Source organism: Janthinobacterium sp. NKUCC08_JDC (assembly GCF_019345575.1).
Taxonomy (GTDB): Bacteria; Pseudomonadota; Gammaproteobacteria; order Burkholderiales; family Burkholderiaceae_D; genus Janthinobacterium; species Janthinobacterium aestuarii.
On record NZ_JAHKQW010000012.1, the window covers coordinates 1 to 23,457 of the forward strand.

The 23,457-nt window shown below is 61.4% G+C and carries 24 protein-coding genes; 20 read left to right on the forward strand and 4 right to left on the reverse strand.

All coding sequences use genetic code 11. The annotated features are described in order from the left end of the window. Positions 1-190: 190 nt before the first annotated feature. From hprK to ilvA, 4 genes are all read right to left on the reverse strand, one after another. Positions 191-1,126: an HPr(Ser) kinase/phosphatase gene (gene hprK, locus KO538_RS22395; protein WP_034753337.1), complete on the reverse strand. Its 936-nt coding sequence runs from the start codon at positions 1,124-1,126 to the stop codon at positions 191-193. 36 nt (positions 1,127-1,162) lie between these two features. Then, positions 1,163-1,645: a PTS sugar transporter subunit IIA gene (locus tag KO538_RS22400; RefSeq protein WP_034753339.1), complete on the reverse strand. Its 483-nt coding sequence runs from the start codon at positions 1,643-1,645 to the stop codon at positions 1,163-1,165. Positions 1,646-1,978: 333 nt separating this feature from the next. Next, positions 1,979-2,821, reverse strand: a complete 843-nt coding sequence (queF, locus tag KO538_RS22405) for an NADPH-dependent 7-cyano-7-deazaguanine reductase QueF (RefSeq protein ID WP_034753341.1) — start codon at positions 2,819-2,821, stop codon at positions 1,979-1,981. Positions 2,822-2,932: 111 nt separating this feature from the next. Beyond that, a complete protein-coding gene (ilvA, locus tag KO538_RS22410) occupies positions 2,933-4,468 on the reverse strand; it encodes a threonine ammonia-lyase, biosynthetic (RefSeq protein ID WP_034753344.1) in 1,536 nt (511 codons plus the stop codon). A gap of 201 nt (positions 4,469-4,669) precedes the next feature. Between ilvA and KO538_RS22415 the strand changes: the two genes are divergently transcribed. The 20 genes from KO538_RS22415 (at position 4,670) to KO538_RS22510 (ending at position 23,385) form a co-directional block, all read left to right on the forward strand. Beyond that, entirely contained in the window at positions 4,670-5,161 is a 492-nt protein-coding gene (locus tag KO538_RS22415) for a YqaA family protein (RefSeq protein WP_034753347.1), read from the forward strand. A 258-nt stretch (positions 5,162-5,419) separates the two neighbouring features. Then, on the forward strand, positions 5,420-9,460 hold the full coding sequence (locus tag KO538_RS22420) for a DUF3683 domain-containing protein (RefSeq protein WP_219329697.1): 4,041 nt from the start codon (positions 5,420-5,422) through the stop codon (positions 9,458-9,460). Then, positions 9,457-9,900 (forward strand): HIT family protein, encoded by a 444-nt coding sequence (locus tag KO538_RS22425; protein ID WP_070305338.1) that lies wholly within the window; start codon positions 9,457-9,459, stop codon positions 9,898-9,900. Before KO538_RS22420 ends, KO538_RS22425 begins: the two co-directional genes overlap by 4 nt. A 9-nt stretch (positions 9,901-9,909) precedes the next feature. Then, complete coding sequence (locus KO538_RS22430) at positions 9,910-10,362, forward strand: gamma-butyrobetaine hydroxylase-like domain-containing protein (protein WP_070305340.1); 453 nt, start codon at positions 9,910-9,912, stop codon at positions 10,360-10,362. Positions 10,363-10,460: 98 nt separating this feature from the next. After that, the gene (locus KO538_RS22435) at positions 10,461-10,805 is read left to right on the forward strand and encodes a YciI family protein (protein WP_219329698.1); all 345 of its coding nucleotides are present in this window, start codon (positions 10,461-10,463) and stop codon (positions 10,803-10,805) included. Between the two features lie 2 nt (positions 10,806-10,807). Continuing rightward, positions 10,808-12,049: an RNA polymerase sigma factor gene (locus KO538_RS22440; protein ID WP_219329699.1), complete on the forward strand. Its 1,242-nt coding sequence runs from the start codon at positions 10,808-10,810 to the stop codon at positions 12,047-12,049. A 29-nt stretch (positions 12,050-12,078) separates the two neighbouring features. Beyond that, complete coding sequence (gene ubiE, locus KO538_RS22445; RefSeq protein WP_034753359.1) at positions 12,079-12,813, forward strand: bifunctional demethylmenaquinone methyltransferase/2-methoxy-6-polyprenyl-1,4-benzoquinol methylase UbiE; 735 nt, start codon at positions 12,079-12,081, stop codon at positions 12,811-12,813. Positions 12,814-12,844: 31 nt separating this feature from the next. Then, positions 12,845-13,786, forward strand: a complete 942-nt coding sequence (locus KO538_RS22450) for a Tim44 domain-containing protein (RefSeq protein ID WP_219329700.1) — start codon at positions 12,845-12,847, stop codon at positions 13,784-13,786. 147 nt (positions 13,787-13,933) lie between these two features. Further along, positions 13,934-14,572, forward strand: a complete 639-nt coding sequence (locus KO538_RS22455; RefSeq protein WP_257620525.1) for an SCP2 domain-containing protein — start codon at positions 13,934-13,936, stop codon at positions 14,570-14,572. Further along, entirely contained in the window at positions 14,569-16,140 is a 1,572-nt protein-coding gene (ubiB, locus tag KO538_RS22460; RefSeq protein ID WP_128141126.1) for a ubiquinone biosynthesis regulatory protein kinase UbiB, read from the forward strand. Before KO538_RS22455 ends, ubiB begins: the two co-directional genes overlap by 4 nt. An 18-nt stretch (positions 16,141-16,158) precedes the next feature. Further along, entirely contained in the window at positions 16,159-16,761 is a 603-nt protein-coding gene (locus KO538_RS22465; protein WP_219329701.1) for a methyltransferase, read from the forward strand. Between the two features lie 79 nt (positions 16,762-16,840). After that, on the forward strand, positions 16,841-17,149 hold the full coding sequence (locus tag KO538_RS22470; protein ID WP_046682127.1) for an FmdB family zinc ribbon protein: 309 nt from the start codon (positions 16,841-16,843) through the stop codon (positions 17,147-17,149). A gap of 39 nt (positions 17,150-17,188) precedes the next feature. Beyond that, positions 17,189-17,830 carry a DUF502 domain-containing protein gene (locus tag KO538_RS22475; protein ID WP_034753372.1) on the forward strand — a complete coding sequence of 214 codons (642 nt, stop codon included), beginning with the start codon at positions 17,189-17,191 and terminating at the stop codon, positions 17,828-17,830. Positions 17,831-17,899: 69 nt separating this feature from the next. Further along, positions 17,900-19,696, forward strand: coding sequence for an aspartate--tRNA ligase (aspS, locus tag KO538_RS22480; protein ID WP_035824170.1), 1,797 nt, complete (start codon positions 17,900-17,902; stop codon positions 19,694-19,696). 84 nt (positions 19,697-19,780) lie between these two features. Beyond that, positions 19,781-20,245: a dihydroneopterin triphosphate diphosphatase gene (nudB, locus tag KO538_RS22485; RefSeq protein WP_070305350.1), complete on the forward strand. Its 465-nt coding sequence runs from the start codon at positions 19,781-19,783 to the stop codon at positions 20,243-20,245. 19 nt (positions 20,246-20,264) lie between these two features. Beyond that, positions 20,265-20,558: a hypothetical protein gene (locus KO538_RS22490; protein ID WP_072457749.1), complete on the forward strand. Its 294-nt coding sequence runs from the start codon at positions 20,265-20,267 to the stop codon at positions 20,556-20,558. Between the two features lie 109 nt (positions 20,559-20,667). Beyond that, positions 20,668-20,934 (forward strand): hypothetical protein, encoded by a 267-nt coding sequence (locus tag KO538_RS22495; protein WP_070305354.1) that lies wholly within the window; start codon positions 20,668-20,670, stop codon positions 20,932-20,934. Positions 20,935-21,004: 70 nt separating this feature from the next. Beyond that, on the forward strand, positions 21,005-21,826 hold the full coding sequence (locus KO538_RS22500) for an endonuclease/exonuclease/phosphatase family protein (protein WP_034753381.1): 822 nt from the start codon (positions 21,005-21,007) through the stop codon (positions 21,824-21,826). Positions 21,827-21,835: 9 nt separating this feature from the next. After that, positions 21,836-22,999 (forward strand): cardiolipin synthase ClsB, encoded by a 1,164-nt coding sequence (gene clsB, locus KO538_RS22505; protein WP_034753382.1) that lies wholly within the window; start codon positions 21,836-21,838, stop codon positions 22,997-22,999. Then, positions 22,996-23,385 (forward strand): RNA-binding S4 domain-containing protein, encoded by a 390-nt coding sequence (locus KO538_RS22510; RefSeq protein ID WP_219329702.1) that lies wholly within the window; start codon positions 22,996-22,998, stop codon positions 23,383-23,385. The genes clsB and KO538_RS22510 overlap by 4 nt, the downstream gene beginning before the upstream one ends. The last annotated feature ends 72 nt before the right edge of the window (positions 23,386-23,457 follow it).

A 23,457-nucleotide genomic window follows, 5' to 3' on the forward strand; every position in this document is an offset into this window, starting at 1 on the left:
CGTTGGTGCAGCAGGGAATTCACGCAGCACTGCTGCGTGCCTGCGTAACGGTTCGCCCTTGCAAGGGCGAACTCCTTGGCAACATTAATCGCCACTCATGGCGAGTCGTTGGTGCAGCAGGGAATTCACGCAGCACTGCTGCGTGCCTGCGTAACGGTTCGCCCTTGCAAGGGCGAACTCCTTGGCAACATTAATCGCCACTCATGGCGAGTCGTTGCCGCTCCATGAACTCCTGCAAGGTATCGATGCCGCGCAGTTGCAAAATGGTATTGCGCACGGCCGCTTCCAGCAGCACGGCGATGTTGCGGCCGGCGGCGACGGGGATGACGACCTTGCGCACGGGCAGGCCCAGCACGTCTTCCGTGGGGAACAGGAAAGGCAGGCGCTCGACTTCTTCTTCCAGCGCGTTGCGGCGCACGAGATGCACGATCAGTTTCAAGCGCATCTTGCGGCGCACGGCCGTTTCGCCAAAGATGGCCTTGATGTCGAGTAAGCCCAGGCCCCGCACTTCCAGCAGGTTTTGCAGCAGGGGCGGGCAGCGGCCTTCGATCATGTTCGGCGCGATGCGCGAGAATTCGACGGCGTCGTCGGCCACCAGGCCGTGGCTGCGCGAAATCAGCTCCAGCCCCAGCTCGCTCTTGCCCAGGCCCGAATCGCCGGTGATCAGCACGCCCACGCCCAGCACGTCCATGAACACGCCATGCATGATGATGCGCTGCGCCAATTTTTTGGACAGGTAGACGCGCAGGAAGTCGATCACTTGCGCGGCCGGCAGCGGGGTGGAGAACAGGGGAATGTTTTGCTCGTCGCAGATGGCGAGGATGTCGGGCGGCGTTTCCAGCCCTTGCGCGATGATGAGCGCGGGCGGGCCGCCGGCGATCAGCTCGCCGATCACGTGGGTACGCGTGTTGACCTTCAGGCGCTGGTAGTAATTAATTTCCTGGTGGCCGAAGACCTGGATACGGCCCGGATGGATCAGGTTCAAGTGGCCGACCTGGTCGGCGGCCGACGAGACGTCGCCCGAGATCAGGCGCTCGCCGCCGGGGAAGCCGGCGAACCAGCCCAGTTGCAGACTTTCACGATTATCGTCGTACAGGCGTTGTATCGTCAGCGGCGTTTGCAACATGGCAGTCTTCTTCAGGAGTGGAGGAATACCTGAAGTTTAACCCGCCGCTTGCAGACTGGGTTGCCAATTGACGATGCGCGAATGCACGGATTTCGGTTCCGGATCCGTGGCCAGCGCCGTACGGAAGGCATCGTCGGAAAACATTTCGGCGATTTCCGACAGGATTTCCAGATGTTGCTGAGTGACATGATCAGGAATCAGCAGGAAAAACAGCAGATTGACGGGCTTGCCATCGGGCGATTCGAACGGAATCGGCTCGGCCAGGCGCACGAAGGCGCCCAGCGGCGATTTCAAGGTTTTACTGCCCTTGACTCTGCCATGCGGCACGGCCACGCCATGGCCCAGACCAGTCGAGCCCAGGCGTTCACGGGCAAACAGATTGTCCGAAACGGTAGAGCGGGCGATGCCGTAATTGTTTTCGAAGATCAGGCCGGCTTGCTCGAAGGCGCGCTTTTTACTGGAGACTTCCAGGTCCAGCAGGACGTTTTCGAGGGATAATATTTTGCTAAGATTAGTCATGACACTCAATGAAATGGTGCAATGCGCAGAGGGCTTGCGAGCCGAATTATAGGCCTGTTTCGGCGGCCTGTAACGCCAATTCTCAACAGTATACGCCGGCTGCGGGCGCAGTGGGCGCTACAGCCCACGTGGCCATCATTTTAGCAAAAAAATAACATCGGCGTGTATCGGCTATTTCTTGATTAAAAACACGGCGCGCGCCGGTTTTTCCGCCGCCGAATGCCGATTTTCCGATTTTTCAGCGTCTGTGACATGCTCTGCGGCACTACTGCAACGTTGTTTTAAAACACAGCCAACATTCCTGCTGGCATGGTTGCGTGGTGGTGTTTGGTGTTACTGGCGCGCATTGCGCAGATTGCCCGGCATCGTACCCGTGCTGAAATTGCTGCGCCATGGATTGATATCGAGGCCGCCGCGGCGCGTATAGCGCGCATACACGGACAGTTTTTGCGGCTTGCACTGACGCAAGATATCGACAAAGATGCGCTCCACGCATTGCTCGTGGAATTCATTGTGCTCGCGGAAGCCGATCAGGTAGCGCAACAGGCTTTCCTGGTCGATCTGCGGTCCCGCATACTCGATCTGCACGCTGCCCCAGTCGGGCTGGCCCGTCACCAGGCAATTTGATTTGAGCAAATGCGAGACGAGTTTTTCTTCCACCGGCGCTTCATCCAGGGCGGCTTTCAGCAGCAGCGGCGAAGGCGTGTATTGCGTGATTTCCAGGTCCAGGCGGTCGAGCAGTACGCCGTCGAATTCGCCCATTTTCAGCTTGCCGAAATCTTCCTGCAAGGTCAGTTCCACTTGCACGGGCGCGCCGAAGCCGTTCGACAAATCCTGCTTGAGCAGGGCCAGCAGCGCTTCGGGGTTGTCCAGCTTGGTCTGGTTGAACGAGTTCAGGTACAGCTTGAACGATTTCGACTCGATGATGTTCGGCGAATCGGCCGGCGCGCTGACCTTGGCGATGGCCACCTGCGGCTTGCCGCGCTGGTTCAGCCACGACAGTTCGTACGCATTCCAGATATCGAGGCCGAAGAAGGGCAGAGTGCCGCGCAGTTCCAGCTCGTCGCGCTTGCCCTGGCGCGGAATCGGAAACAGCAATTCCGGCGCGTAATCGGTGCGGTAGGCGGAGCTTTTGCCCAGGGGAGATTGTTCGGCGAGATCGTTGGTGGTGGTCATGGTCGTGTGGCGTGAATTCAGTCAAGGACGCATGGTAGCCTATTTCAGCCCAACGGCAAGGACAGGGGTCAGACCCGACGGGTCGGACCCCAGCATTTGCAATTGGGGTGATTACCCCAAAAATAATTTATACACAGGATTGCTGCTCTCATCCCAGTAACGGTACCCGAGGGTATCGAGGAAGCGGGCAAACTCGCCCATTTCATCGGGCGGCACTTGCAGGCCGATCAGGATGCGGCCCACGTCGCCGCCCTGGCTGCGGTAATGGCACAGGGAAATATTCCAGTTCGGCGCCATGCTGTCGAGGAAACGCATCAGCGCACCGGGGCGCTCGGGGAATTCGAAGCGGTACAGCAACTCGTCCTGGGCCAGTCGGCTCTTGCCGCCCACCAAATGGCGGATGTGCGACTTGGCCAGTTCGTCGTGGGTCAAGTCCAGGGTCTTGAATTCGTGTTCCTCGAAGGTTTTCGCCAGCACGCTCGACTCATGCCGGTCGGCAATTTGGATGCCGACGAATACGTGCGCGGCTTTTTCATCGCTGATGCGGTAATTGAATTCCGTCACGTTGCGCGCACCGATGAGCGAGCAGAAACGCTTGAAGCTGCCCCGCTGTTCGCGCATGGTGACGGCAAACACGGCTTCGCGGAATTCGCCCAGTTCAGCCCGTTCCGCGACGAAACGCAGCCGGTCGAAATTCATGTTCGCGCCGCTGGCGATGGTGACCAGGGTTTCATTGTTGACGGGGTGCTTGGTCAGGCTGGCCCGTTCCACATAGGCCTTGGCACCGGCGATGGCCAGCGCGCCGGACGGCTCCAGAATGCTGCGCGTATCCGTAAACACATCCTTGATGGCGGCGCAGATGGCGTCCGTGTCGACCGTGATGATTTCATCGACATACGCCTGCACGAGACGGAAGGTTTCCTCGCCGGCCAGGCGCACGGCCGTGCCGTCGGCAAACAGGCCCACGTCGTTCAGGGTGACGCGTTCGCCCGCCTTCAGCGAGCGGGCCATGGCGTTCGAATCGACGCTTTGCACGCCGATGATCTTGATGTCGGGGCGAATCTGTTTCACGTAGGCGGCAATGCCGGCGATCAAGCCGCCGCCGCCGATGGGGGCGAAGATGGCGTGGATGGGGCCGGCGTGCTGGCGCAGGATTTCCATGCCGATCGTGCCCTGGCCGGCGATCACGTCCGGGTCGTCGAACGGGTGCACGAAGGTCAGCTTCTGTTCCTTTTCCAGGGTCAGCGCATGGTTGTAGGCATCCGTGTAGGACTCGCCGTGCAGCACCACTTCCACGTTCACGCCGCCGCGTCCTTTGACCGCCTCGACCTTCACCAGCGGCGTGGTGGTCGGCATGACGATGACGGCGCGGCAACCCATGCGTGCGGCGGACAGGGCCACGCCCTGGGCATGGTTGCCGGCCGAGGCGCAAATCACGCCGCGCTTGCGTTCCGCTTCGCTGAGCTTGGACATCTTGTTGTAGGCGCCACGAATCTTGAAGCTGAACACGCTTTGCATGTCTTCGCGCTTGAAGTAAATCTGGTTGTTCAGGCGCTGCGACAGGGCAGGGGCCAGTTCCAGCGGCGTTTCGGTGGCGACGTCATAGACGCGGGCGGTCAGGATTTTCTTGAGGTAGTCGATGTTCATAGTCTGCAAGCAAGTGATTCTGGGCCAGAAAGGGTCTGGAGCGTGTCTGTCGATAGCGGCGGCGCCGCGGCGGATAGCCTGGCGACAATAATGCTCTGTGGAACTGCGGGCGGGTATGCCTTTGCCGGCCGGCGCGATGTGTGCGGCGCCCAGGCTGCTCTTCATTATAATGGAGAGCCTTACTGCATCGCGAAGTGTTCCATGATCGAATCCGCAATCGCCTGGCTGCTGCAGCTGATCGCAGCACCGGAAGTCGGGCTGACATCGGTCTTTCTGATCAGCTTTATTTCCGCCACCTTGCTGCCGCTCGGCTCGGAGCCGGCCGTGTTTGCCGTCATCAAGGCCAATCCCGCGCTGTTCTGGGCCGCCATCGGCGTGGCCACCCTGGGCAATACCCTGGGCGGTATCGTCGACTACTGGCTCGGCTACCGGGCCAAGCAGGCGTTCGCCAAGGAGCGCGACACGCGCTGGTTCCGCTGGCTGGCCCGCTATGGCGCCAAGACCATGCTGCTGGCCTGGCTGCCCCTCGTGGGCGACCCCCTGTGCACTTTGGCTGGCTGGCTCAAGCTGCCGTTCTGGCCCAGCGTTGCCTACATGGCCGTCGGCAAGTGCGCGCGCTACCTGACCATGACGGGCTTGCTGCTGTACGTGCCCGATGGCGTATGGCACCGGATCGGCCAGATGCTGGCCTGAATGGGACTGCCTGCAACGCCAGTTTGCCCCATTTTTGGGCAGGTCGATAGTTTGCAATAGAGTCCGATTCTTGGCATTTTTGCGTCAAAAAATCATGGAAACTGGTTTTTTATTCGCGTAAAAGAAGGCTTTTCCATATTTGCTATGGGGGCGGATGAGGTGCTTAAACCTTGGGCGGCATAAGGCTGTTCCCGCATGGTGCGGCGCAATAAGATAAAATGGCCCTTTAGGGTCCAGTCTATATCGTCACCACACTCCATGAACGCTCCCGCACAAATCCAAGCTTTACTGGCAGAAACGCCGAATGGTCCCGCAGCAAGCCGCCTGCGCGAAATCCCGTATAACTACACGTCGTTTTCCGATCGCGAGATCGTCATACGCCTGTTGGGGGAGGACTCCTGGCGCCTGCTCGACGAGCTGCGCGGCGCCCGCCAGACGGGCCGTTCCGCCCGCATGCTGTACGAGGTGCTGGGCGATATCTGGGTCGTGCGCCGCAATCCCTACCTGCAGGATGACTTGCTCGACAATCCGAAGCGCCGCCAGGGCTTGATCGATGCCTTGCATCACCGCCTGGCCGAAGTCGACAAGCGCCGCCTGTCCATCGATGCGGCCGGCGGCGACGCGCTGGCAGCCGGCGAAGCGCCGGAAGTGGCCAAGGCGCGCAGCGCCAACGTGGAGCTGCTGCTGAAGGCCGCCAGCAAGGCCGTGGCTGACTTTGGCGACGAATTCCGCAAGACCTACGACTTGCGCAAGCGCACGGTCAAGGTGCTGGGCCGCTATACGGAAAAACACAATGTGCGCTTCGACGGCATGACGCGCGTGTCGCACGTGACGGACGCCACCGACTGGCGCGTGGAATACCCGTTCGTCGTGCTCACGCCCGACACGGAAGAAGAAATGGCCGGCCTTGTCAAAGGCTGTATCGAGCTGGGGCTGACCATCATCCCGCGCGGCGGCGGCACCGGCTACACGGGCGGCGCGATTCCGCTGACGCCGATGTCGGCCGTCATCAACACGGAAAAACTCATCACCCTGGGCGCCGTGGAAATGACGGTCTTGCCTGGCCTGACGCACGAATACGCGACGATCAATTCGGGCGCGGGCGTGATCACGAACAAAGTGTCGGAAGCGGCCGAAAAGGCCGGTTTCGTGTTTGCCGTCGATCCGACCTCGGCCCACGCTTCGTGTATCGGCGGCAACGTGGCCATGAATGCGGGCGGCAAGAAAGCCGTGCTGTGGGGCACGGCGCTGGACAACCTGGCCTCGTGGCGCATGGTTGACCCGAACGGCGACTGGCTCGACGTCACCCGCCTCGACCATAACCTGGGCAAGATCCACGATATCGCACTGGCACGTTTCCAGCTGGAATGGCGCCACCCGAGCACGCGCGACGCGACAAAACCGAACGCGCCGTTCAAGACGGAAATTTTGGAAATTCCTGGCCGCAAGTTCCGCAAGGAGGGCCTGGGCAAGGACGTGACCGATAAATTCCTCGCCGGCTTGCCGGGCATCCAGAAAGAGGGCTGCGACGGCTTGATCACGTCGGCGCGCTGGATTTTGCACAAGATGCCGAAATTCGCCCGCACCGTCTGCCTGGAATTCTTTGGCCAGGCGCGCGATGCGATCCCGTCGATCGTGGAAATCAAGGATTACCTGGACGGCTTGCCGGCCAAGGGCGAGCAATACACGAGCATCCGCCTGGCGGGCCTGGAACATCTGGACGAGCGCTACCTGCGCGCCGTCGGCTACGCCACCAAGTCGAAACGGGGCGTGCTGCCGAAGATGGCCCTGTTTGGCGACATTGTCGGCGACGATGAAAACGCCGTCGCGCAAGCGGCGTCGGAAGTGGTGCGCATCGCCAACACCCGCGTGGGCGAAGGTTTTGTCGCCGTCAGCCCGGAAGCGCGCAAGAAATTCTGGTTAGATCGTGCCCGCACGGCGGCGATCGCCAAGCACACCAATGCGTTCAAGATCAATGAAGACGTCGTCATTCCCCTGAACCGCATGGGCGAATACACGGATGGCATCGAGCGCATCAATATCGAGCTGTCGATCAAGAACAAGCTGCAACTGGCCGACGCCCTGAGCGCGTTCTTTGCCAAGGGTAACTTGCCAATCGGCAAGAGCGACGATGCGTCCGACGACCGCGTCGATGATGCTGAAATGCTGGGCGACCGCGCCGAGCAGGCGCAGCAGTTGCTGGCGCAAGTCACGGCACGCTGGACTTATCTGCTGGCCCAGCTCGACCGTCCGCTGGTCGACGCGAAGGATGAATTGGCCGAACTGGGCATGGAGCGCTTGCTGCCTGTCTTCGAGGCACGCCTGGAAACGCAGCCGAACGCCACCCTGTTCGACGTGGTGCAGGACCGCACCGTGCGCATCACGTGGAAGCAGGAAATCCGCGCCCAGCTGCGCCAGATTTTCAATGGCGCCGCCTTCAAGCTGATCCTCGACGAGGCCACCGCGATTCACGCGCGCATCCTGCGTAGCCGCGTGTTTGTCGCGCTGCACATGCATGCGGGCGACGGCAACGTGCACACGAACTTGCCCGTCAACTCGGACAATTACGAAATGCTGCAAGACGCCCACGAAGCCGTGGGCCGCATCATGATTTTGGCCCGCTCGCTCAATGGCGTCATTTCCGGCGAACACGGCATCGGCATTACCAAGCTGGAATTCCTGACCGAAGAAGAAATCGGCGACTTCCGCAGCTACAAGCAGCGCATCGATCCGGAAGGCCGCTTCAACAAGGGCAAACTGCTGAATCTGCCGGGCATGGGCGCCGACTTGCGCAATGCCTACACGCCATCGTTCGGCCTGATGGGCCATGAATCCTTGATCATGCAGCAAAGCGACATCGGCGCCATCGCCGACAGCGTCAAGGATTGCTTGCGTTGCGGCAAGTGCAAGCCCGTGTGTTCGACCCACGTGCCGCGTGCCAACTTGCTGTACTCGCCACGCGACAAGATCCTGGCGACCTCGTCCCTGATCGAAGCCTTCCTGTACGAAGAGCAGACGCGCCGCGGTATTTCCATCAAGCATTGGGAAGAGTTCGAGGACGTGGCCGACCATTGCACGGTTTGCCATAAATGCGTGACGCCTTGCCCGGTCAACATCGATTTCGGTGACGTGTCGATGAACATGCGCAACTTGCTGCGCAAGATGGACAAGAAGAGCTTCAATCCGGGCACCAAGGCCACGATGATGTTCCTCAACGCCACCGATCCCGTGACCATCAATGCCACGCGCAAGGTCATGATCGGCTGGGGTTACAAGGCGCAGCGCCTGGGTCATGATTTGCTGAAGAAATTTGCCAAGAAGCAAACCAAGGCGCCGCCGCCATCGACGGGCAAGCCGCCCGTCAAGGCGCAGGTGATCCACTTCATCAACAAGAAAATGCCGGGCAACCTGCCGAAGAAATCGGCGCGCGCGCTGCTCGACATCGAAGATGACAAGGTCATTCCGATCATCCGTAATCCGAAGACGACGACGGCCGATACGGAAGCCGTGTTCTACTTCCCCGGTTGCGGTTCGGAGCGTTTGTTCTCGCAAGTGGGCCTGGCCACGCAAGCGATGCTGTGGGAAGTGGGCGTGCAGACGGTCTTGCCGCCGGGCTACCTGTGCTGCGGTTATCCGCAGCGGGGCGCGGGCGAGTTCGACAAAGCCGAGAAGATGATGACGGACAACCGCGTCCTGTTCCACCGCATGGCCAACACGCTCAATTACCTGGACATCAAGACGGTGCTCGTCTCGTGCGGCACGTGTTACGACCAGCTGGCCACCTACCAGTTCGAGAAGATTTTCCCTGGCTGCCGCATCATGGATATCCATGAGTATTTGCTGGAGAAAAACGTCAAGCTGGAAGGCGTCAACGGCACGCGCTATATGTACCACGAGCCATGCCACAATCCGATGAAGCTGCAGGAGTCTGGCAAGACCATCAATTCTCTGATCAGCACGGTAGATAACGTGAAGATCGAGAAGAATGACCGTTGCTGCGGCGAATCGGGTTCCTTGGCCGTCACGCGCCCGGACATTTCCACGCAAGTGCGTTTCCGCAAGGAAGAAGAGATGGTCAAGGGCGCCGACAAGCTGCGCGGCGACGGCTTTACGGGTGACGTAAAAATCCTCACCAGCTGCCCATCGTGCCTGCAAGGCCTGTCGCGCTACAATGACGATTCGGGCACGACGGCCGATTACATCGTTGTCGAGATCGCCAAACACTTGCTGGGAGAGAACTGGATGCCGGATTACGTGAAACGCGCCAATGACGGCGGCATTGAACGGGTGCTGGTGTGACCTGCGATCTGTGCACATTGCTGGACGGCTTTGCCAACAAGCAGGGCTGTGAAGCCTTGCTGTGGCGCAGCGAGCGCCTGTCCGTCGTGGCCGTTGATGACGCCGCCTATCCCGGCTTTTGCCGCGTGATCTGGAACAAGCACGTGAAAGAAATGACGGACCTCACGCCTGGCGAGCGCAACTACGTCATGGAAGTCGTGTGGCAAGTCGAGCTGGCCGTGCGTGAAGTGATGCAGCCTGAAAAGGTCAATGTGGCCAGTTTCGGCAACATGACGCCGCACGTGCACTGGCACGTGATTCCCCGCTACCGCGACGACGCGCATTTCCCGAACCCCAGCTGGGCCGTGGTCCAGCGCGAGACGGCACCCGAAGTGCTGGCCGCGCGCCGCGCGCTGCTGCCGGCCTTGCGCGACGCCATCATTCAACGTTTATCCGCATAAAGTATCGTCATGACTGAAAAAGCAGCAACACCGCAACCGACCGGCTTGACCGTGCACAACCAGTCGCGCGTGCTCGACGTGGCTTTCGACGATGGCAGCGAATTTGCGCTGCCGTTCGAATACCTGCGCGTGTACTCGCCGTCGGCCGAAGTGCAGGGCCATGGCAAGGGCCAGGAAACTTTGCAATTAGGCAAACGCCTGGTCGGCATCACGGGCATCGAGCCGGTCGGCAACTACGCCGTGCAACCGACCTTCAGCGATGGCCACAATTCCGGCCTGTACACCTGGGCATACTTGTACAAGCTGGGCGCGGAAAAAGACAAGTTGTGGCAAGCCTACCTGGACCAGCTGGCGGCAGCCGGCTATCCCGGCGACAGCGGCCGCGACGCCAAGGCGGACATGACGGTCAAGCAGTCGTCCGGCGGCCATGTGCACGGACCGAGCTGCGGGCATAAGCATTAAGCTGAAAAAATAATGCGGTAATCTTGTCGGATTGCCGCCGCCCCGTTCGTCGTATGAATGCCCGCGCTTGCGGGCATTTTTCTTTTGGAGAAGAGACTATGGAATACATGATCCTGATCTACGCCGACGAGGCGCGCTATGCCGCCATGCCAGACGAGCAGATGGCCAGCCTGATGGCCGACTTTGCCAGCTATACGCAGGCGCTGGAGGCGGCCGGCGTGCTGCGCGGCGGGGCCGAGCTGGCGCCCGTGGCCGGCGCCATCAGCGTGCGGGTGCGCAATGGCAAGCCCGTCATCACGGATGGGCCGTTCGCGGAAACCAAGGAGCAGCTGGGCGGCTACTATCTGCTAGCCTGCGCCAACCTGGACGAGGCGCTGGCCTGGGCTGGGCGTTGCCCGGTGGCCTCGCTGGGCACCATCGAAGTGCGGCCTGTCACGGCATAAACATGGCCGGCGACGCCATTGCGGCCGTCGAGCACGTCTTTCGCCAGGAAAGGGGCAGGGTGCTGGCCGGCCTGATGCGGCGTTTCGGCGACCTGGGCCTGGCGGAAGATGTGTTGCAGGAAGCGTGCCGCAAGGCGCTGGAACTGTGGCCGCGCACGGGCATCCCCGATAATCCCGCCGCCTGGCTCAGTTCCGTGGCGCGCAATGCGGGGCTCGATCACGTGCGCCGGGCGGGCAAAAGCGTCAGCGATGCCGAGGCCGTGCTGTCCGGCCTGACTGTATCCGTGGAAGAGGAAACGCCGGCCATCGGGGACGACCGCCTGCGCCTGCTGTTCATCTGCTGCCACCCGGCGCTGGCACCCGAGGCGCAGGTGGCGCTGGCCCTGCGCACCTTGTGTGGCCTGTCCACGGGCGAGATCGCGCGGGCCTTCGGCGTGGCGGAAGCTGCCCTGTCGCAGCGGCTATTGCGCGCCAAGCGCAAGATCGCCGAAGCGCGCATCCCCTTCGAGTTGCCGCCGGAACAAGAATTGCAGCCACGGCTGGCGCAGGTGCTGCACGTGATTTACCTGGTATTCAGCGAAGGCTATTGCGCCAGCGGCGGCGAGACCCTGCTGCGCACGGACCTGTGCGCCGAGGCGCTGCGCCTGGGACGCTTGCTCGACAGCCTGCAACCGGGCCAGCCCGAAGTGCAGGGGCTATTGGCCCTGATGCTGCTGCAGGCGTCGCGCGGCCCGGCCCGGCTATCGCCTGAAGGCTATCTGCTGACCCTGGAAGAGCAGGACCGGCGCCTGTGGCAGGGGGACTTGATTGCCGAGGGACTGGCCGTGCTGGAACTGGCCTTGCCGGCGCGCGCGCCAGGGCCATATCAGCTGCAGGCGGCGATTGCCGCCTTGCACGCCAAAGCGCCCACGGCCAGCCAGACGGACTGGCGCCAGATCAGCGCCCTGTACGGCGCCTTGCTGCGGCACAAGCCGGAACCCTTGATCTTGCTAAATGCCGTGATCGCCTGCGCCATGGCGCATGGGGCCGCACACGGCCTGGCGTGGCTCGATCGCCTGGAAGCCGTGCCCAGCCTGACGCTATCGCATTATCTGCATGCGGCCCGGGCCGACTTGCTGCGCCGCCAGGGCGACCGGCAGGGGGCGCTGGCGGCGTATGCCCGGGCGGCCATGCTGGCGTCGAATGCAGTGGAAAGGCAATACCTTCTCCGGCGTCACGGGGAAATGCGCCTGCCGCTTGTATAATGCTCCCAAGTTCAAACAGACTGCCTACCATGACCAATACGACCCATTTCGGATACAAAACAGTTGCAGAAGACGACAAAGTGCGCGAAGTCGCCAAGGTGTTCCATTCCGTCGCTGCCAAATACGACGTGATGAACGACTTGATGTCGGGCGGGCTGCACCGTCTGTGGAAGACGTTCACCATTGCCAATGCGGGCGTGCGTCCCGGTTTCAAGGTGCTCGACATCGCCGGCGGCACGGGCGACCTGTCGAAGGCGTTTGCCAAGCAGGCGGGCCCTACCGGCGAAGTCTGGCTGACCGATATCAATGAATCGATGTTGCGCGTGGGCCGCGACCGCCTCTTGAATCGCGGCTTGCTCACCCCCACCTTGTTGTGTGACGCGGAAAAACTGCCATTCCCCGATAATTATTTCGACCGTGTCAGCGTGGCCTTTGGCCTGCGCAACATGACGCACAAGGATGTGGCGCTGGCGGAAATGCGCCGCGTGCTGAAACCGGGCGGCAAGCTGCTGGTGCTGGAGTTTTCCAAGGTGGCCGCTCCCCTGCAAAAGCCGTACGACCTGTATTCGTTCTCGGTCTTGCCGTGGTTCGGACAGAAAATCGCCGGCGACGCGGAAAGCTACCGCTACCTGGCGGAATCGATCCGCATGCACCCGGACCAGGAAACCCTGAAGACCATGATGGAAACGGCGGGTCTGGAGCGCGTGCAGTACTACAATTTGACGGCAGGCATTGCCGCTTTGCACACCGGTATCAAGATGTAATGCATCAACGTTGGTGATTTTAGGAGATGGAATGAAATTGAAGAAATTTATGGTCGGCATGATGCTGGCCGCGACCACGGTATCCATGCTGGGCGAGGCGCTGGCCCGTCCCATGGGCGGTGGCCGTTCGATAGGTCGTCAGTCGCAAAGCGTGAGCCGCCAGGCGCCCGCGCCGGCCCCAGCGCCGGCACCGGCTGCCACGCCACGCCAGGCGCAACCGGCGCCGGCTCCTGCGCCAGCACCTGCCGCCAAGGCACCGAGCCGCTGGAAGGGCTTGCTGGGCGGCGCCTTGCTCGGTCTGGGTCTGGGCGCGCTGCTGTCGCACTTCGGCCTGGGCGGCGCCCTGGCCAGCATGATCAGCACCTTGCTGATGGTGGCTTTGCTGGCCGGCGTGGTCTTCTTCATCTATCGCATGGTGCGCGGCAAGCGTGCTGGCAACAGCAGCGGCAATGCGCCGTTCGCCGGCTTCGGCAACCAGCCTGCGCCAGCGGGCAACGTGCCTGACATCGGTTCGCGCATTCCACCGCTGCCGCCGCTGCAGCCCGTCTCGTCCGGCGTCGGCCTGGACAAGCCGGTGCCGGCTGCCGCGCCATGGGGCGTGCCAAGCGACTTCGACAAGGAAGCCTTCCTGCGCCACGCGAAAAGCAATTTCATTCGCCTGCAAGCGGCCTGGGACAAGGCCGACGTCAACGATATCCGCGAATTCACGTCGCCGGAAGTGTATGCGGAACTGCGCATGCAAATCCAGGAGCGGGGCACGCAGGCAGACTTTACCGATGTCGTCACCATCGATGCCGAGCTGCTGGGCATCGAGACGAGCGTCAACGATTACCTGGCCAGCGTGAAGTTTGTGGGCCTTATCCGTTCGGCGCCGGGCGCCGCGGCGGAACCGTTCGCGGAAGTGTGGAATATGTCGAAACCCGTCAGCGGCAATAGCGGCTGGGTCCTGGCAGGCATCCAGCAATTGAATTAATTGTAAAAACTTGCTGAATAATGGCTTAAGTCCATGCGGAATGCATGATGCTTAACAGATATTGCCTGCTGAACTGGTAAGATCGAAACCGCCCACGTTGTTTTACGGGCGGTTTTTTCTTTTTGGGGGCGCGAAGCGCGCAACATGATGGCACCACTTTCCGACCTTTCCCTGATGACGCCCGTCATCGCGACTATTAACCACTTGCTGGCGCAAGAGCCGTGGGCGCGCCAGCAGCTGGCCGTGCACGCCGGCAAGCTGGCCTGCATCGACACGGGCGCCGTGGCCCTGCGCCTGCGTGTCGACAGCGCCGGCATGCTGGAAGCGGCGCCGGCCGACATGCCGGCCAACGTCACCATCCGCGTAAAATTGTCCGACATGCCGCTGATCCTGCAAAACCGCGAGCGGGCGTTTTCCTACGTCAAGATCGAAGGCGATGCCGAGTTTGCCAATGCGATTTCGCAATTGAGCAAGGGCTTGCGCTGGGAGGCCGAGCACGACCTGGAAAAGGTCGTCGGCCCCATGCTGGCCACGCGCCTCGTTGCCGGCGCCAAGGATGCGGCCGCGTTTGTGCGCACGGGCCAGCAAAAGCTGGCGGAAAACGTGGCCGAATATTTTCTCGACGAACAACCCATGCTGATCCGTCCTTCTACCCTGCAAGAGTATTCCGCTGGCGTGACGCGCGTGCGCGATGACGTCGAACGCCTGGCCAAGCGCCTTGCCCGGCTGGAAAAGGCGGCCGCCGCCGTCCAGCCGCAGTCTTCCTCACCGGATTTGTCTACATGATATTGAAATTCCTGCGCCTGTTTAAAATCATCCGTGTTTCCATCAAGTACGGTCTGGATGAGATAGCGATTTCTGGTCTGCAAGTTCCCCGCACCGCCAAATTGATCGACACCCTGATTTTCTGGCGCGATCTGTCGTCGCCACGGGGCTTGCGCCTGCGCCTGGCGCTGGAAGAGCTGGGCCCGATTTTCGTCAAATTCGGCCAGGTGCTGTCGACCCGGCGCGACCTGATGCCGCTCGACATCGCCGAAGAACTGGCACGGCTGCAAGACCGGGTGCCGCCTTTCGATTCCGACCTGGCCATCGCGCAAATCACCAAGTCGCTCGGCGCCCACCCGGATCAATTGTTTGCCCACTTCGAGCGCGAACCGGTGGCGTCCGCCTCGATTGCCCAGGTGCACTTCGCCACTCTGAAAGACGGGCGCGAAGTGGCCGTGAAGGTCTTGCGTCCAGGCATGAAAAAGCTGATCGACGAGGACGTGGCCCTGATGCACATCGCCGCCGACTGGACCAGTCGCCTGTGGGCCGACAGCAAGCGTTTGAAACCGAAAGAGGTAGTGGGCGAGTTCGACAAATATCTGCACGACGAGCTGGACCTGATGCGCGAAGCGGCCAACGCCAGCCAGCTGCGCCGCAATTTCGCCAACTCGGACTTGCTGCTGGTACCGGAAATGCACTGGGATTACTGCTCCAGCAGCGTCATCGTCATGGAGCGCATGGTCGGCATTCCCGTGTCGCAGACCGAGCGCCTGGTGGCGGCCGGTGTGGATTTGCGCAAACTGTCCAGCGATGGCGTGGAGATTTTCTTCACGCAAGTGTTCCGCGACGGCTTTTTCCATGCGGACATGCATCCCGGGAATATTCTCGTGTCGATCGCGCCGGAATCGTTCGGCCGCTACATCGCGCTCGATTTCGGCATCGTCGGTACCTTGAACGACTACGACAAGGATTATCTGTCGCAAAACTTCCTCGCCTTCTTCCGCCGCGACTACAAGCGCGTGGCCGAGGCGCATATCGAATCGGGCTGGGCGCCGAAAGACACGCGCGTCGATGAACTGGAAGCGGCCGTGCGCGCCTGTTGCGAGCCGATCTTCGACCGTCCGCTAAAAGATATTTCTTTTGGACAGGTATTGCTGCGTTTGTTCCAGACGTCGCGCCGCTTCAATGTGGAAGTGCAGCCGCAACTGGTGCTGCTGCAAAAGACCCTGCTCAATATCGAAGGCCTGGGCCGCCAGCTGGATCCGGAACTGGATCTGTGGCAAACGGCCAAGCCCTACCTGGAAAAATGGATGAGCAACCAGGTGGGACCGCAAGGCTTCATGGAGCGCCTGCGCGCCGAGGCGCCCCGTTATGCGCACATCTTCCCGCAACTGCCGCGCTTGCTGCACCAGGCTTTGACCGTGCATGGCGAGCCGCGCGAAAACGATGTGGAATTGATGAAAACCTTGCTGGCGGAGCAACGCCAGACGAATCGCTTGCTGAGCTTTATCGTGTACTTCGTGGGCGCCTTCGCCCTCGGCGCGCTGGGCTTGCAAGTGTTCATGCGCTGGCATCAACTGCCGTTTTAAAGGCTGAGGACGTAAGTGATGGCTGACTTCCAAACCCGCGACCCGCTCTCGCCCGCCTTCTGGGACGAGCGTTTCGAGAAGCAATTTACGCCCTGGGATCACGGCGGCGTGCCCACGCGCCTGCGCAGCTTCGTCGCCGGCAGCCCGGCGCCGCTGCGCTGCCTGATTCCCGGTTGCGGCTCGGCCTATGAGCTGGTCTTCATGCTCGATCACGGCTGGGATGCCACGGCCATCGACTTTTCGCCGGCTGCCGTGGCTGCCGCGCGCGCCGTCGTCGGCGAACGGGCAGGGCAGGTGGTGGAAGCGGATTTCTTTGCCTGGGAACCTGTTGCGTCGCTGGACCTGATCTATGAGCGGGCTTTCCTCTGTGCCATGCCGCGCGCGATGTGGCCGCAAGTGGCGGCCCGCTGGGCGCAGCTGCTGGCGCCGGGCGCCATGCTGGCCGGTTACTTTTTCTTTGACGACAATGCCAAGGGACCGCCATTTGGTATTTCACGGGAGAAACTGCAGGAATTGCTGGCCCCGCATTTCGACTGCCTGGCCGATGAAGCCGTCGACGATTCCATCGCCGTCTTCGCTGGCAAGGAGCGCTGGATGAGCTGGCGCCGCCGGGCGGACTGAGGCGGACCGGTCAATTTCCGTTGAGGGCAAAGGAAAAGCTTTATAATTCAGGGTTTTTGATGATTTTCTCGGAGTAGAGATGCCGATTTACGCTTACCGTTGTGACGAGTGTGGTTTTGCCAAGGATGTCTTGCAAAAGATCTCCGATCCAGTACTGACGGTGTGCCTGTCGTGCGGCAAGCCCAGTTTCAAGAAACAATTGACGGCCGCCGGTTTCCAATTGAAGGGCACCGGCTGGTACGCGACCGATTTCCGCGGCGGCACGGCGCCCACCACGGCCATTCCGACGGGCCCGGCCGATAACGCCAAGCCTGCCCCGGCCGCCGACAGCGCGCCTGCTGCTGCGCCTGCACCCGCCCCGGCTGCAACCGCGCCGAAAGCGGACTGAGAGCGCGCCGCGCCGATACGATCCATTACCGAGAAACTGATGCGTAAATACTTTATTACCGGATTACTGATTTTGGTGCCCCTGGCCATTACGGCCTGGGTCCTGAATCTGGTGATCAGCACGATGGACCAGTCGCTGTTGCTGGTGCCCGGCAGTACGCAGCCCAGCGTCTGGTTCGGCCACAAGGTTCCCGCGCTGAGCACCATTCCCGGCCTGGGCACGGTATTGACGGTACTGATCGTGTTCTTCACGGGCTTGCTGACGAATAACCTGGTCGGCAATTACGTGGTGAAGCTGTGGGAAAAATTGCTGCAACGCATACCCATCGTCAATTCCCTGTATTCGAGCGTCAAGCAAGTGTCGGATACCCTGTTTTCCCCGTCGGGCAATGCGTTCCGCAAGGCCGTGCTGGTGCCGTATCCGCACCAGAACTCCTGGACCATCGCTTTCCTGACGGGCGTGCCGGGCGGCGATGCGGCGAACCACCTGGTGGGCGACTTTGTCAGCGTGTATGTGCCGACGACGCCGAACCCGACATCGGGCTTTTTCCTGATGATGAAGCGCAGCGATGTCGTCGAACTCGACATGAGCGTCGATGCGGCGCTCAAATATATCGTCTCGATGGGCGTGGTGGCGCCTGCGGAAGTTGTTGCTGTACCGGCCCCGGCAGCCAAAGAATAAAGGCAGGCGTCCCACGTGGGACGTGGCCGGATTGAACACTCACTAACCTGAACTGAGAATTTTATGTCTATGCGTACTGAATACTGCGGCCTCGTTACCGAAGCCATGCTGGGACAAACCGTCAGCCTGTGCGGCTGGGTACATCGCCGCCGCGACCACGGCAGCCTGATCTTCATCGACTTGCGCGACCGTGAAGGCCTGGTGCAAATCGTCTGCAACCCGGAACAAGCGGAAATGTTCAAGGTCGCCGAAGCCGTGCGCAACGAATTCTGCCTGCGCGTGACGGGCGTCGTGACCAACCGTATCGAAGGCACGATCAACAACAACCTGAAGTCCGGCAAGATCGAAGTGGTCTGCTCGGAGCTGGAAGTGCTGAACCCTTCCGTGCCTGTGCCGTTCCAGCTGGACGACGACAACCTGTCGGAAACGACGCGTCTGACGCACCGCGTGCTGGACCTGCGCCGCCCGCAAATGCAGAACAACCTGCGCCTGCGCTACAAGGTGACGATGGAAGTGCGCAAGTACCTCGACGCGCTGGGCTTCATCGACATCGAAACGCCGATGCTGACCAAGTCGACGCCAGAAGGCGCGCGCGATTACCTGGTGCCGTCGCGCGTCAACGCGGGCAGCTTCTTCGCCTTGCCGCAATCGCCACAGTTGTTCAAGCAACTGTTGATGGTCGCTAACTTCGACCGTTACTACCAGATCACCAAGTGCTTCCGCGACGAAGACTTGCGCGCTGACCGCCAGCCTGAATTCACGCAGATCGATTGCGAAACCTCGTTCCTGACGGAACAGGAAATCCGCGACCTGTTCGAAGACATGATCCGCGTCGTCTTCAAGAACACCCTGGACATCGACCTGCCGAACCCGTTCCCGGTGATGGATTTCGCCGAAGCGATGGGCCTGTACGGTTCCGACAAGCCGGACATGCGCGTCAAGCTGGCCTTCACCGATTTGACGGAAGTCATGAAGTCGGTCGAATTCAAGGTCTTCAACGGCGCCGCCAACATGAAAGGCGGCCGCGTGGTTGCCCTGCGCGTACCGCAAGGCGGCAGCATGCCCCGTTCGGAAATCGACGCCTACACGCAATTCGTCGCCATCTATGGCGCCAAGGGCCTCGCTTACATCAAGGTCAACGAGAAAGCCAAGGGTCCTGAAGGCTTGCAGTCGCCGATCGTCAAGTTCCTGCCTGCCGACGTGCTGGCCACGATCCTCGAGCAGACGGGCGCGCAAGACGGCGACCTGATCTTCTTCGGCGCGGACAAGGCCAAGGTCGTCAACGACGCCATCGGCGCGCTGCGCGTGAAAATCGGTCACAGCGAGTTCGGCAAGAAAGCCGGCCTGTTCGAAGACGTGTGGAAGCCATTGTGGGTGGTCGATTTCCCGATGTTCGAGCACGACGAAGAAGCGGACCGCTGGACGGCGACCCACCATCCATTCACGGCGCCGAAAGACGGCCATGAAGACATGCTGGAAAGCGATCCGGGCGCCTGCATCGCCAAGGCCTACGACATGGTCTTGAACGGCTGGGAACTGGGCGGCGGTTCGATCCGTATCCACCGCGAAGAAGTGCAGTCGAAAGTGTTCCGCGCACTGAAGATCGACGCCGAAGAAGCGCAGCTGAAGTTCGGCTTCCTGCTCGACGCCCTGCAATACGGCGCGCCACCGCATGGCGGCCTGGCATTCGGCCTGGACCGTATCGTGACCATGATGACCGGTTCCGAATCGATCCGCGACGTGATCGCCTTCCCGAAAACCCAGCGTGCGCAAGACTTGCTTACCCATGCGCCGTCGGAAGTGGACGAGAAGCAACTGCGCGAACTGCACATCCGTTTGCGCAGCGCCGAGCCAAAAGTAGTGTAATGAAGCATGCGGCTGCCCCGGCGGCCGCTGTTTGATCCACTATGCAAAAAAAGGCGCTGTCGTGGCGCCTTTTTCATTGTTGATATGACTCATAAAATCCCTGTTTCCGTGCTGGTCGTCATTCATACGGCTGACCTTGACGTCTTGCTCATCGAACGCGCGGGCCAGCCCGGTTTCTGGCAATCGGTGACGGGTTCCGTCGATGCCGTCGACGAACCGCTGCTGCAGACGGCCGCGCGCGAACTGTTCGAGGAAACCGGCATCGTTGCCGATGGACACGATATCGTGCTGCGCGACTGGAAATTGTCTAATGTGTACGAGATCTATCCGATCTGGCGCCACCGCTATGCGCCCGGCGTGACGCGCAACACGGAGCACGTGTTCAGCGTGCAAGTGCCGCGCGACATCGCCATCACCCTGAGCCCGCGCGAACACTTGCAATATGCGTGGCTGCCGTACTTGGCGGCGGCCGACCGCTGTTTCTCGTCGTCCAACGCGGAAGCGATTCTGCAATTGCCGGCCATGACGGGCCTGGCGCGTCCCACCTGATTTTCCTAGAAAGCATTCCATGTTGAACTGGTTACATTTGACTGCGCAGCAAAAACTGCTGGGCACCCTGGGCATCGTTTTTTGCCTGTGCTTTATCTTCCTGCTGTTCAGTTCCACCGTGCCCGGCCGCACGCCGCCGATCGGCATGCCGCTGATGGCGATCGGCTGGCTGCTGCACCCGGGCGCGTTTGCCAAGGGCAAGCGCACCGTGGCCTGGCGCGGCGCACCGTTGCTGGTCAAGATCGTCTGGGCGGCCGGCATCACGGCGCTGCTCGTCAGCGTGACGGCGGGCGTGGGACGCATGCTGGCCTGAACACCCGATAGCGAACGATTACCCGGCAACATTTTGATATGAATAACAACGTCAGCGATGACGAGAGGATGGCATGCTGAATTGGTCTCAACTTTCTTTACGGCAGCGCATGATCAGTGTGCTATTCCTGTCTTGGGTGTTGGGCAGCCTGTATGCCGTCTGTTTCCCGGAGCAGCCGCATGCCAGTTTTCCGCAGGCGGGCTTGCCCTTGTTGATGCTGGGATTTTTGCTGCATCCGCGTTTCTTCGCTGGCGGACGCGGACCGTTCAGCTGGAGCAGCGCGCCCAGTTTAATAAAGGGCTTGTGGGTGACAGGCGCCATCGTCGGCAGCATCAGTGCCGCTAGTAGTCTGCTGCTGTCGGCTGCAGGCAAATAAAGCTGCCGTAGGTGCGCACGCGCACCTACGCTGGCGCCGCGCGGGGCCCGTCTGGGAGTAGAATCAATGCATGAAAATCCGCGTAGCAACTTATAATATTCACAAGGGTGTCTCCTCCGTGCGAGGCTTGCCCCGCGTACATGCTTTAAAACAGGCGATCGCCCTGTTTCATGCCGATGTCGTCTTTTTGCAGGAAGTGCAAGGCAAGCATGACCGCAATGCGGCCCGCTATGGTGCCGAGAAAAACGGCCACAAGCATTGGCCGGAAGCGTCGCAGCACGAGTTCTTTGCCGGTGCCGAGCACCATTCCGCGTATGGCATGAACGCCGTGTACGATCACGGCCACCATGGCAACGCCTTGCTCAGCAAGTTTCCCATCGCGTCGCAAACCAACCACGACGTCTCCGACCATGCCTACGAGCAGCGCGGCATCCTGCATTGTGTGCTGAAGACGCCGCAGGCCGACGTGCACTGTTATGTCGTCCACCTGGGCCTGTTCGAGTCGGGACGGGGACGCCAGACGCAGGCGCTGATCGACGCCGTGATGGAATCGGCGCCCGATGGCGAACCCGTCATCATTGCCGGCGATTTCAACGACTGGCGCAACACGCTCAGCGACAAGCTGCGCAATGCGCTGGGCGTGGTCGAGGTGTTCGACCAGCGGGCGTCGAACTCGGCCTTGGGCGACCTGGTGCGCACCCTGGCGCGGCGCCAGACGAAAACGCCGATCCCCGTGCCGGCGCGCACCTTTCCCGCCGCCTTGCCATGGTTCCGCCTGGACCGCATCTATGTGCGCGGTTTCCACGTGGAAGGCGCGCAAGTGATGCATGGCACCTTGTGGGCAAAACTGTCGGACCACGCGCCGATCGTTGCCGCTTTGAAACTCGCGTAGACTGCCGGCATGCGTACAGTCAATTTTATCGCCCATAACGACATCAAGCTGCTGTATTGCGGCACCGATTACTTTCCCGCGCTGATAGCCGCCATCGACGGTGCGCGCTCGGAAGTCTATTTCGAAACGTATATCTTTGCCGACGACGCCACGGGCACCCTGGTGCTCGACGCCCTCAAGCGTGCCGCCGCGCGCGGCGTGCTCGTGTGCATGATCACGGACTGGTTCGGCACGGGCAACCGCCGGGTCAATGCCATGCATGCGCAGCTGGAAGCGGCCGGCGTGCACCACCGCATCTTCAACCCGTGGTTCCGGCGCGGCATCACGCGCACGCACCGCAAGATCTGCGTGGCCGATGGCGAGATCGCGCTGGTGGGCGGCATCAATATCAACGACGACATGTTTTGCGACTACGACCACAACATCAGCCTGGAAGCGCCGCGCTGGGATTTCGCCGTGCAGGTGAAGGGCCCGCTGGTCGATGCCATCCACGAAGAAGTGCAGGCGCAGTGGGCGCGATTGGGCAAGATGAATCTGGTGCGGCGTATCAAGCTGTACCGCAAGATGCGCGTCGTCAGCAAGGAGCTGGCGAAGAACCCCGTCGTGGCCGGCTTTGTCGTGCGCGACAACCTGCGCAACCGCCGCACCATCCAGCGCGCCTACCTGCAGGCGCTGGGCCAGGCGCGTAAAAGCGTGATGCTGGCCAACCCGTATTTCGCGCCCGGACACAAGCTGCGCCATGCCCTGGCCCAGGCGGCCCAGCGGGGCGTCGACGTGGTGCTGCTGATCGGCGTGGGCGAGTTCCGTATGCAAGATGCCGTGGCGCACTCGTTTTATCCGAAACTGCTGGCCGCCGGGGTGAAAATCGTCGAATACCGCAAGACGCAGCTGCACGCCAAGGTGGCCGTCGTCGACGACGATTGGGCGACGGTGGGCTCCAGCAATATTGACGCGCTGAGCCTGTTCCTGAACCAGGAAGCGAACGTGGTGATCAAGGACGTGGCCTTCGCGCAAAGCTTGCGCCAGCATATCGAGCAGGGCGTGGCCGACGGCATCGTCATTCACCAGGACGATTTCAAGCACATCGGCCGCTTCCGGCGCATCGGCTATGAAGCCGCGTTCCTCGCGTACCGGCTGGTGATGCGCATTTTTTCAGTAGGCAAGTACGCATGAGCGAGATGACAACGGTAAGGCTGGACAAATGGTTGTGGGCGGCGCGCTTCTTCAAGACGCGCTCGCTGGCCAGCGAAGCTGTCGACACGGGCAAGGTCAAAGTGGGCGGCGAGCGCGTGAAACCGGCGCGCAGCGTGCGCGTGGGCGACGAGCTGGCCATCGACAATGGCGCGGAGACGTGGGAAGTGGCTGTGCTGGGCCTGTCCGACAAGCGCAGCGCGGCGCCCGTGGCGCGCTTGCTGTATGGCGAAACGCCGGCCAGCATCGCCCGCCGCGAGCAGCTGGTCGAGGACCGCAAGCTGTTCCGCGAGCCGGGCAGCACCATCAAGGGGCGGCCGACCAAGCGCGACCGCCGTCAATTGAGCAAGGCAGGCGACCTCGACTGAGGAACGCTGCTACCCAGGCGGCAGGGGCGCGCGACGCTTTTGCCTGTCTGAAATCGCTACAAACACGCGGCC

Bases quoted from the DNA above. Each gene is read 5' to 3' on its own strand.
- hprK (WP_034753337.1), bottom strand. From the start codon at position 1,126: ATGTTGCAAACGCCGCTGACGATACAACGCCTGTACGACGATAATCGT.
- KO538_RS22400 (WP_034753339.1), bottom strand. From the start codon at position 1,645: ATGACTAATCTTAGCAAAATATTATCCCTCGAAAACGTCCTGCTGGAC.
- queF (WP_034753341.1), bottom strand. From the start codon at position 2,821: ATGACCACCACCAACGATCTCGCCGAACAATCTCCCCTGGGCAAAAGC.
- ilvA (WP_034753344.1), bottom strand. From the start codon at position 4,468: ATGAACATCGACTACCTCAAGAAAATCCTGACCGCCCGCGTCTATGAC.
- KO538_RS22415 (WP_034753347.1), top strand. From the start codon at position 4,670: ATGATCGAATCCGCAATCGCCTGGCTGCTGCAGCTGATCGCAGCACCG.
- KO538_RS22420 (WP_219329697.1), top strand. From the start codon at position 5,420: ATGAACGCTCCCGCACAAATCCAAGCTTTACTGGCAGAAACGCCGAAT.
- KO538_RS22430 (WP_070305340.1), top strand. From the start codon at position 9,910: ATGACTGAAAAAGCAGCAACACCGCAACCGACCGGCTTGACCGTGCAC.
- KO538_RS22435 (WP_219329698.1), top strand. From the start codon at position 10,461: ATGGAATACATGATCCTGATCTACGCCGACGAGGCGCGCTATGCCGCC.
- KO538_RS22440 (WP_219329699.1), top strand. From the start codon at position 10,808: ATGGCCGGCGACGCCATTGCGGCCGTCGAGCACGTCTTTCGCCAGGAA.
- ubiE (WP_034753359.1), top strand. From the start codon at position 12,079: ATGACCAATACGACCCATTTCGGATACAAAACAGTTGCAGAAGACGAC.
- KO538_RS22450 (WP_219329700.1), top strand. From the start codon at position 12,845: ATGAAATTGAAGAAATTTATGGTCGGCATGATGCTGGCCGCGACCACG.
- KO538_RS22455 (WP_257620525.1), top strand. From the start codon at position 13,934: ATGGCACCACTTTCCGACCTTTCCCTGATGACGCCCGTCATCGCGACT.
- ubiB (WP_128141126.1), top strand. From the start codon at position 14,569: ATGATATTGAAATTCCTGCGCCTGTTTAAAATCATCCGTGTTTCCATC.
- KO538_RS22465 (WP_219329701.1), top strand. From the start codon at position 16,159: ATGGCTGACTTCCAAACCCGCGACCCGCTCTCGCCCGCCTTCTGGGAC.
- KO538_RS22470 (WP_046682127.1), top strand. From the start codon at position 16,841: ATGCCGATTTACGCTTACCGTTGTGACGAGTGTGGTTTTGCCAAGGAT.
- KO538_RS22475 (WP_034753372.1), top strand. From the start codon at position 17,189: ATGCGTAAATACTTTATTACCGGATTACTGATTTTGGTGCCCCTGGCC.
- aspS (WP_035824170.1), top strand. From the start codon at position 17,900: ATGCGTACTGAATACTGCGGCCTCGTTACCGAAGCCATGCTGGGACAA.
- nudB (WP_070305350.1), top strand. From the start codon at position 19,781: ATGACTCATAAAATCCCTGTTTCCGTGCTGGTCGTCATTCATACGGCT.
- KO538_RS22490 (WP_072457749.1), top strand. From the start codon at position 20,265: ATGTTGAACTGGTTACATTTGACTGCGCAGCAAAAACTGCTGGGCACC.
- KO538_RS22495 (WP_070305354.1), top strand. From the start codon at position 20,668: ATGATCAGTGTGCTATTCCTGTCTTGGGTGTTGGGCAGCCTGTATGCC.
- KO538_RS22500 (WP_034753381.1), top strand. From the start codon at position 21,005: ATGAAAATCCGCGTAGCAACTTATAATATTCACAAGGGTGTCTCCTCC.
- clsB (WP_034753382.1), top strand. From the start codon at position 21,836: ATGCGTACAGTCAATTTTATCGCCCATAACGACATCAAGCTGCTGTAT.
- KO538_RS22510 (WP_219329702.1), top strand. From the start codon at position 22,996: ATGAGCGAGATGACAACGGTAAGGCTGGACAAATGGTTGTGGGCGGCG.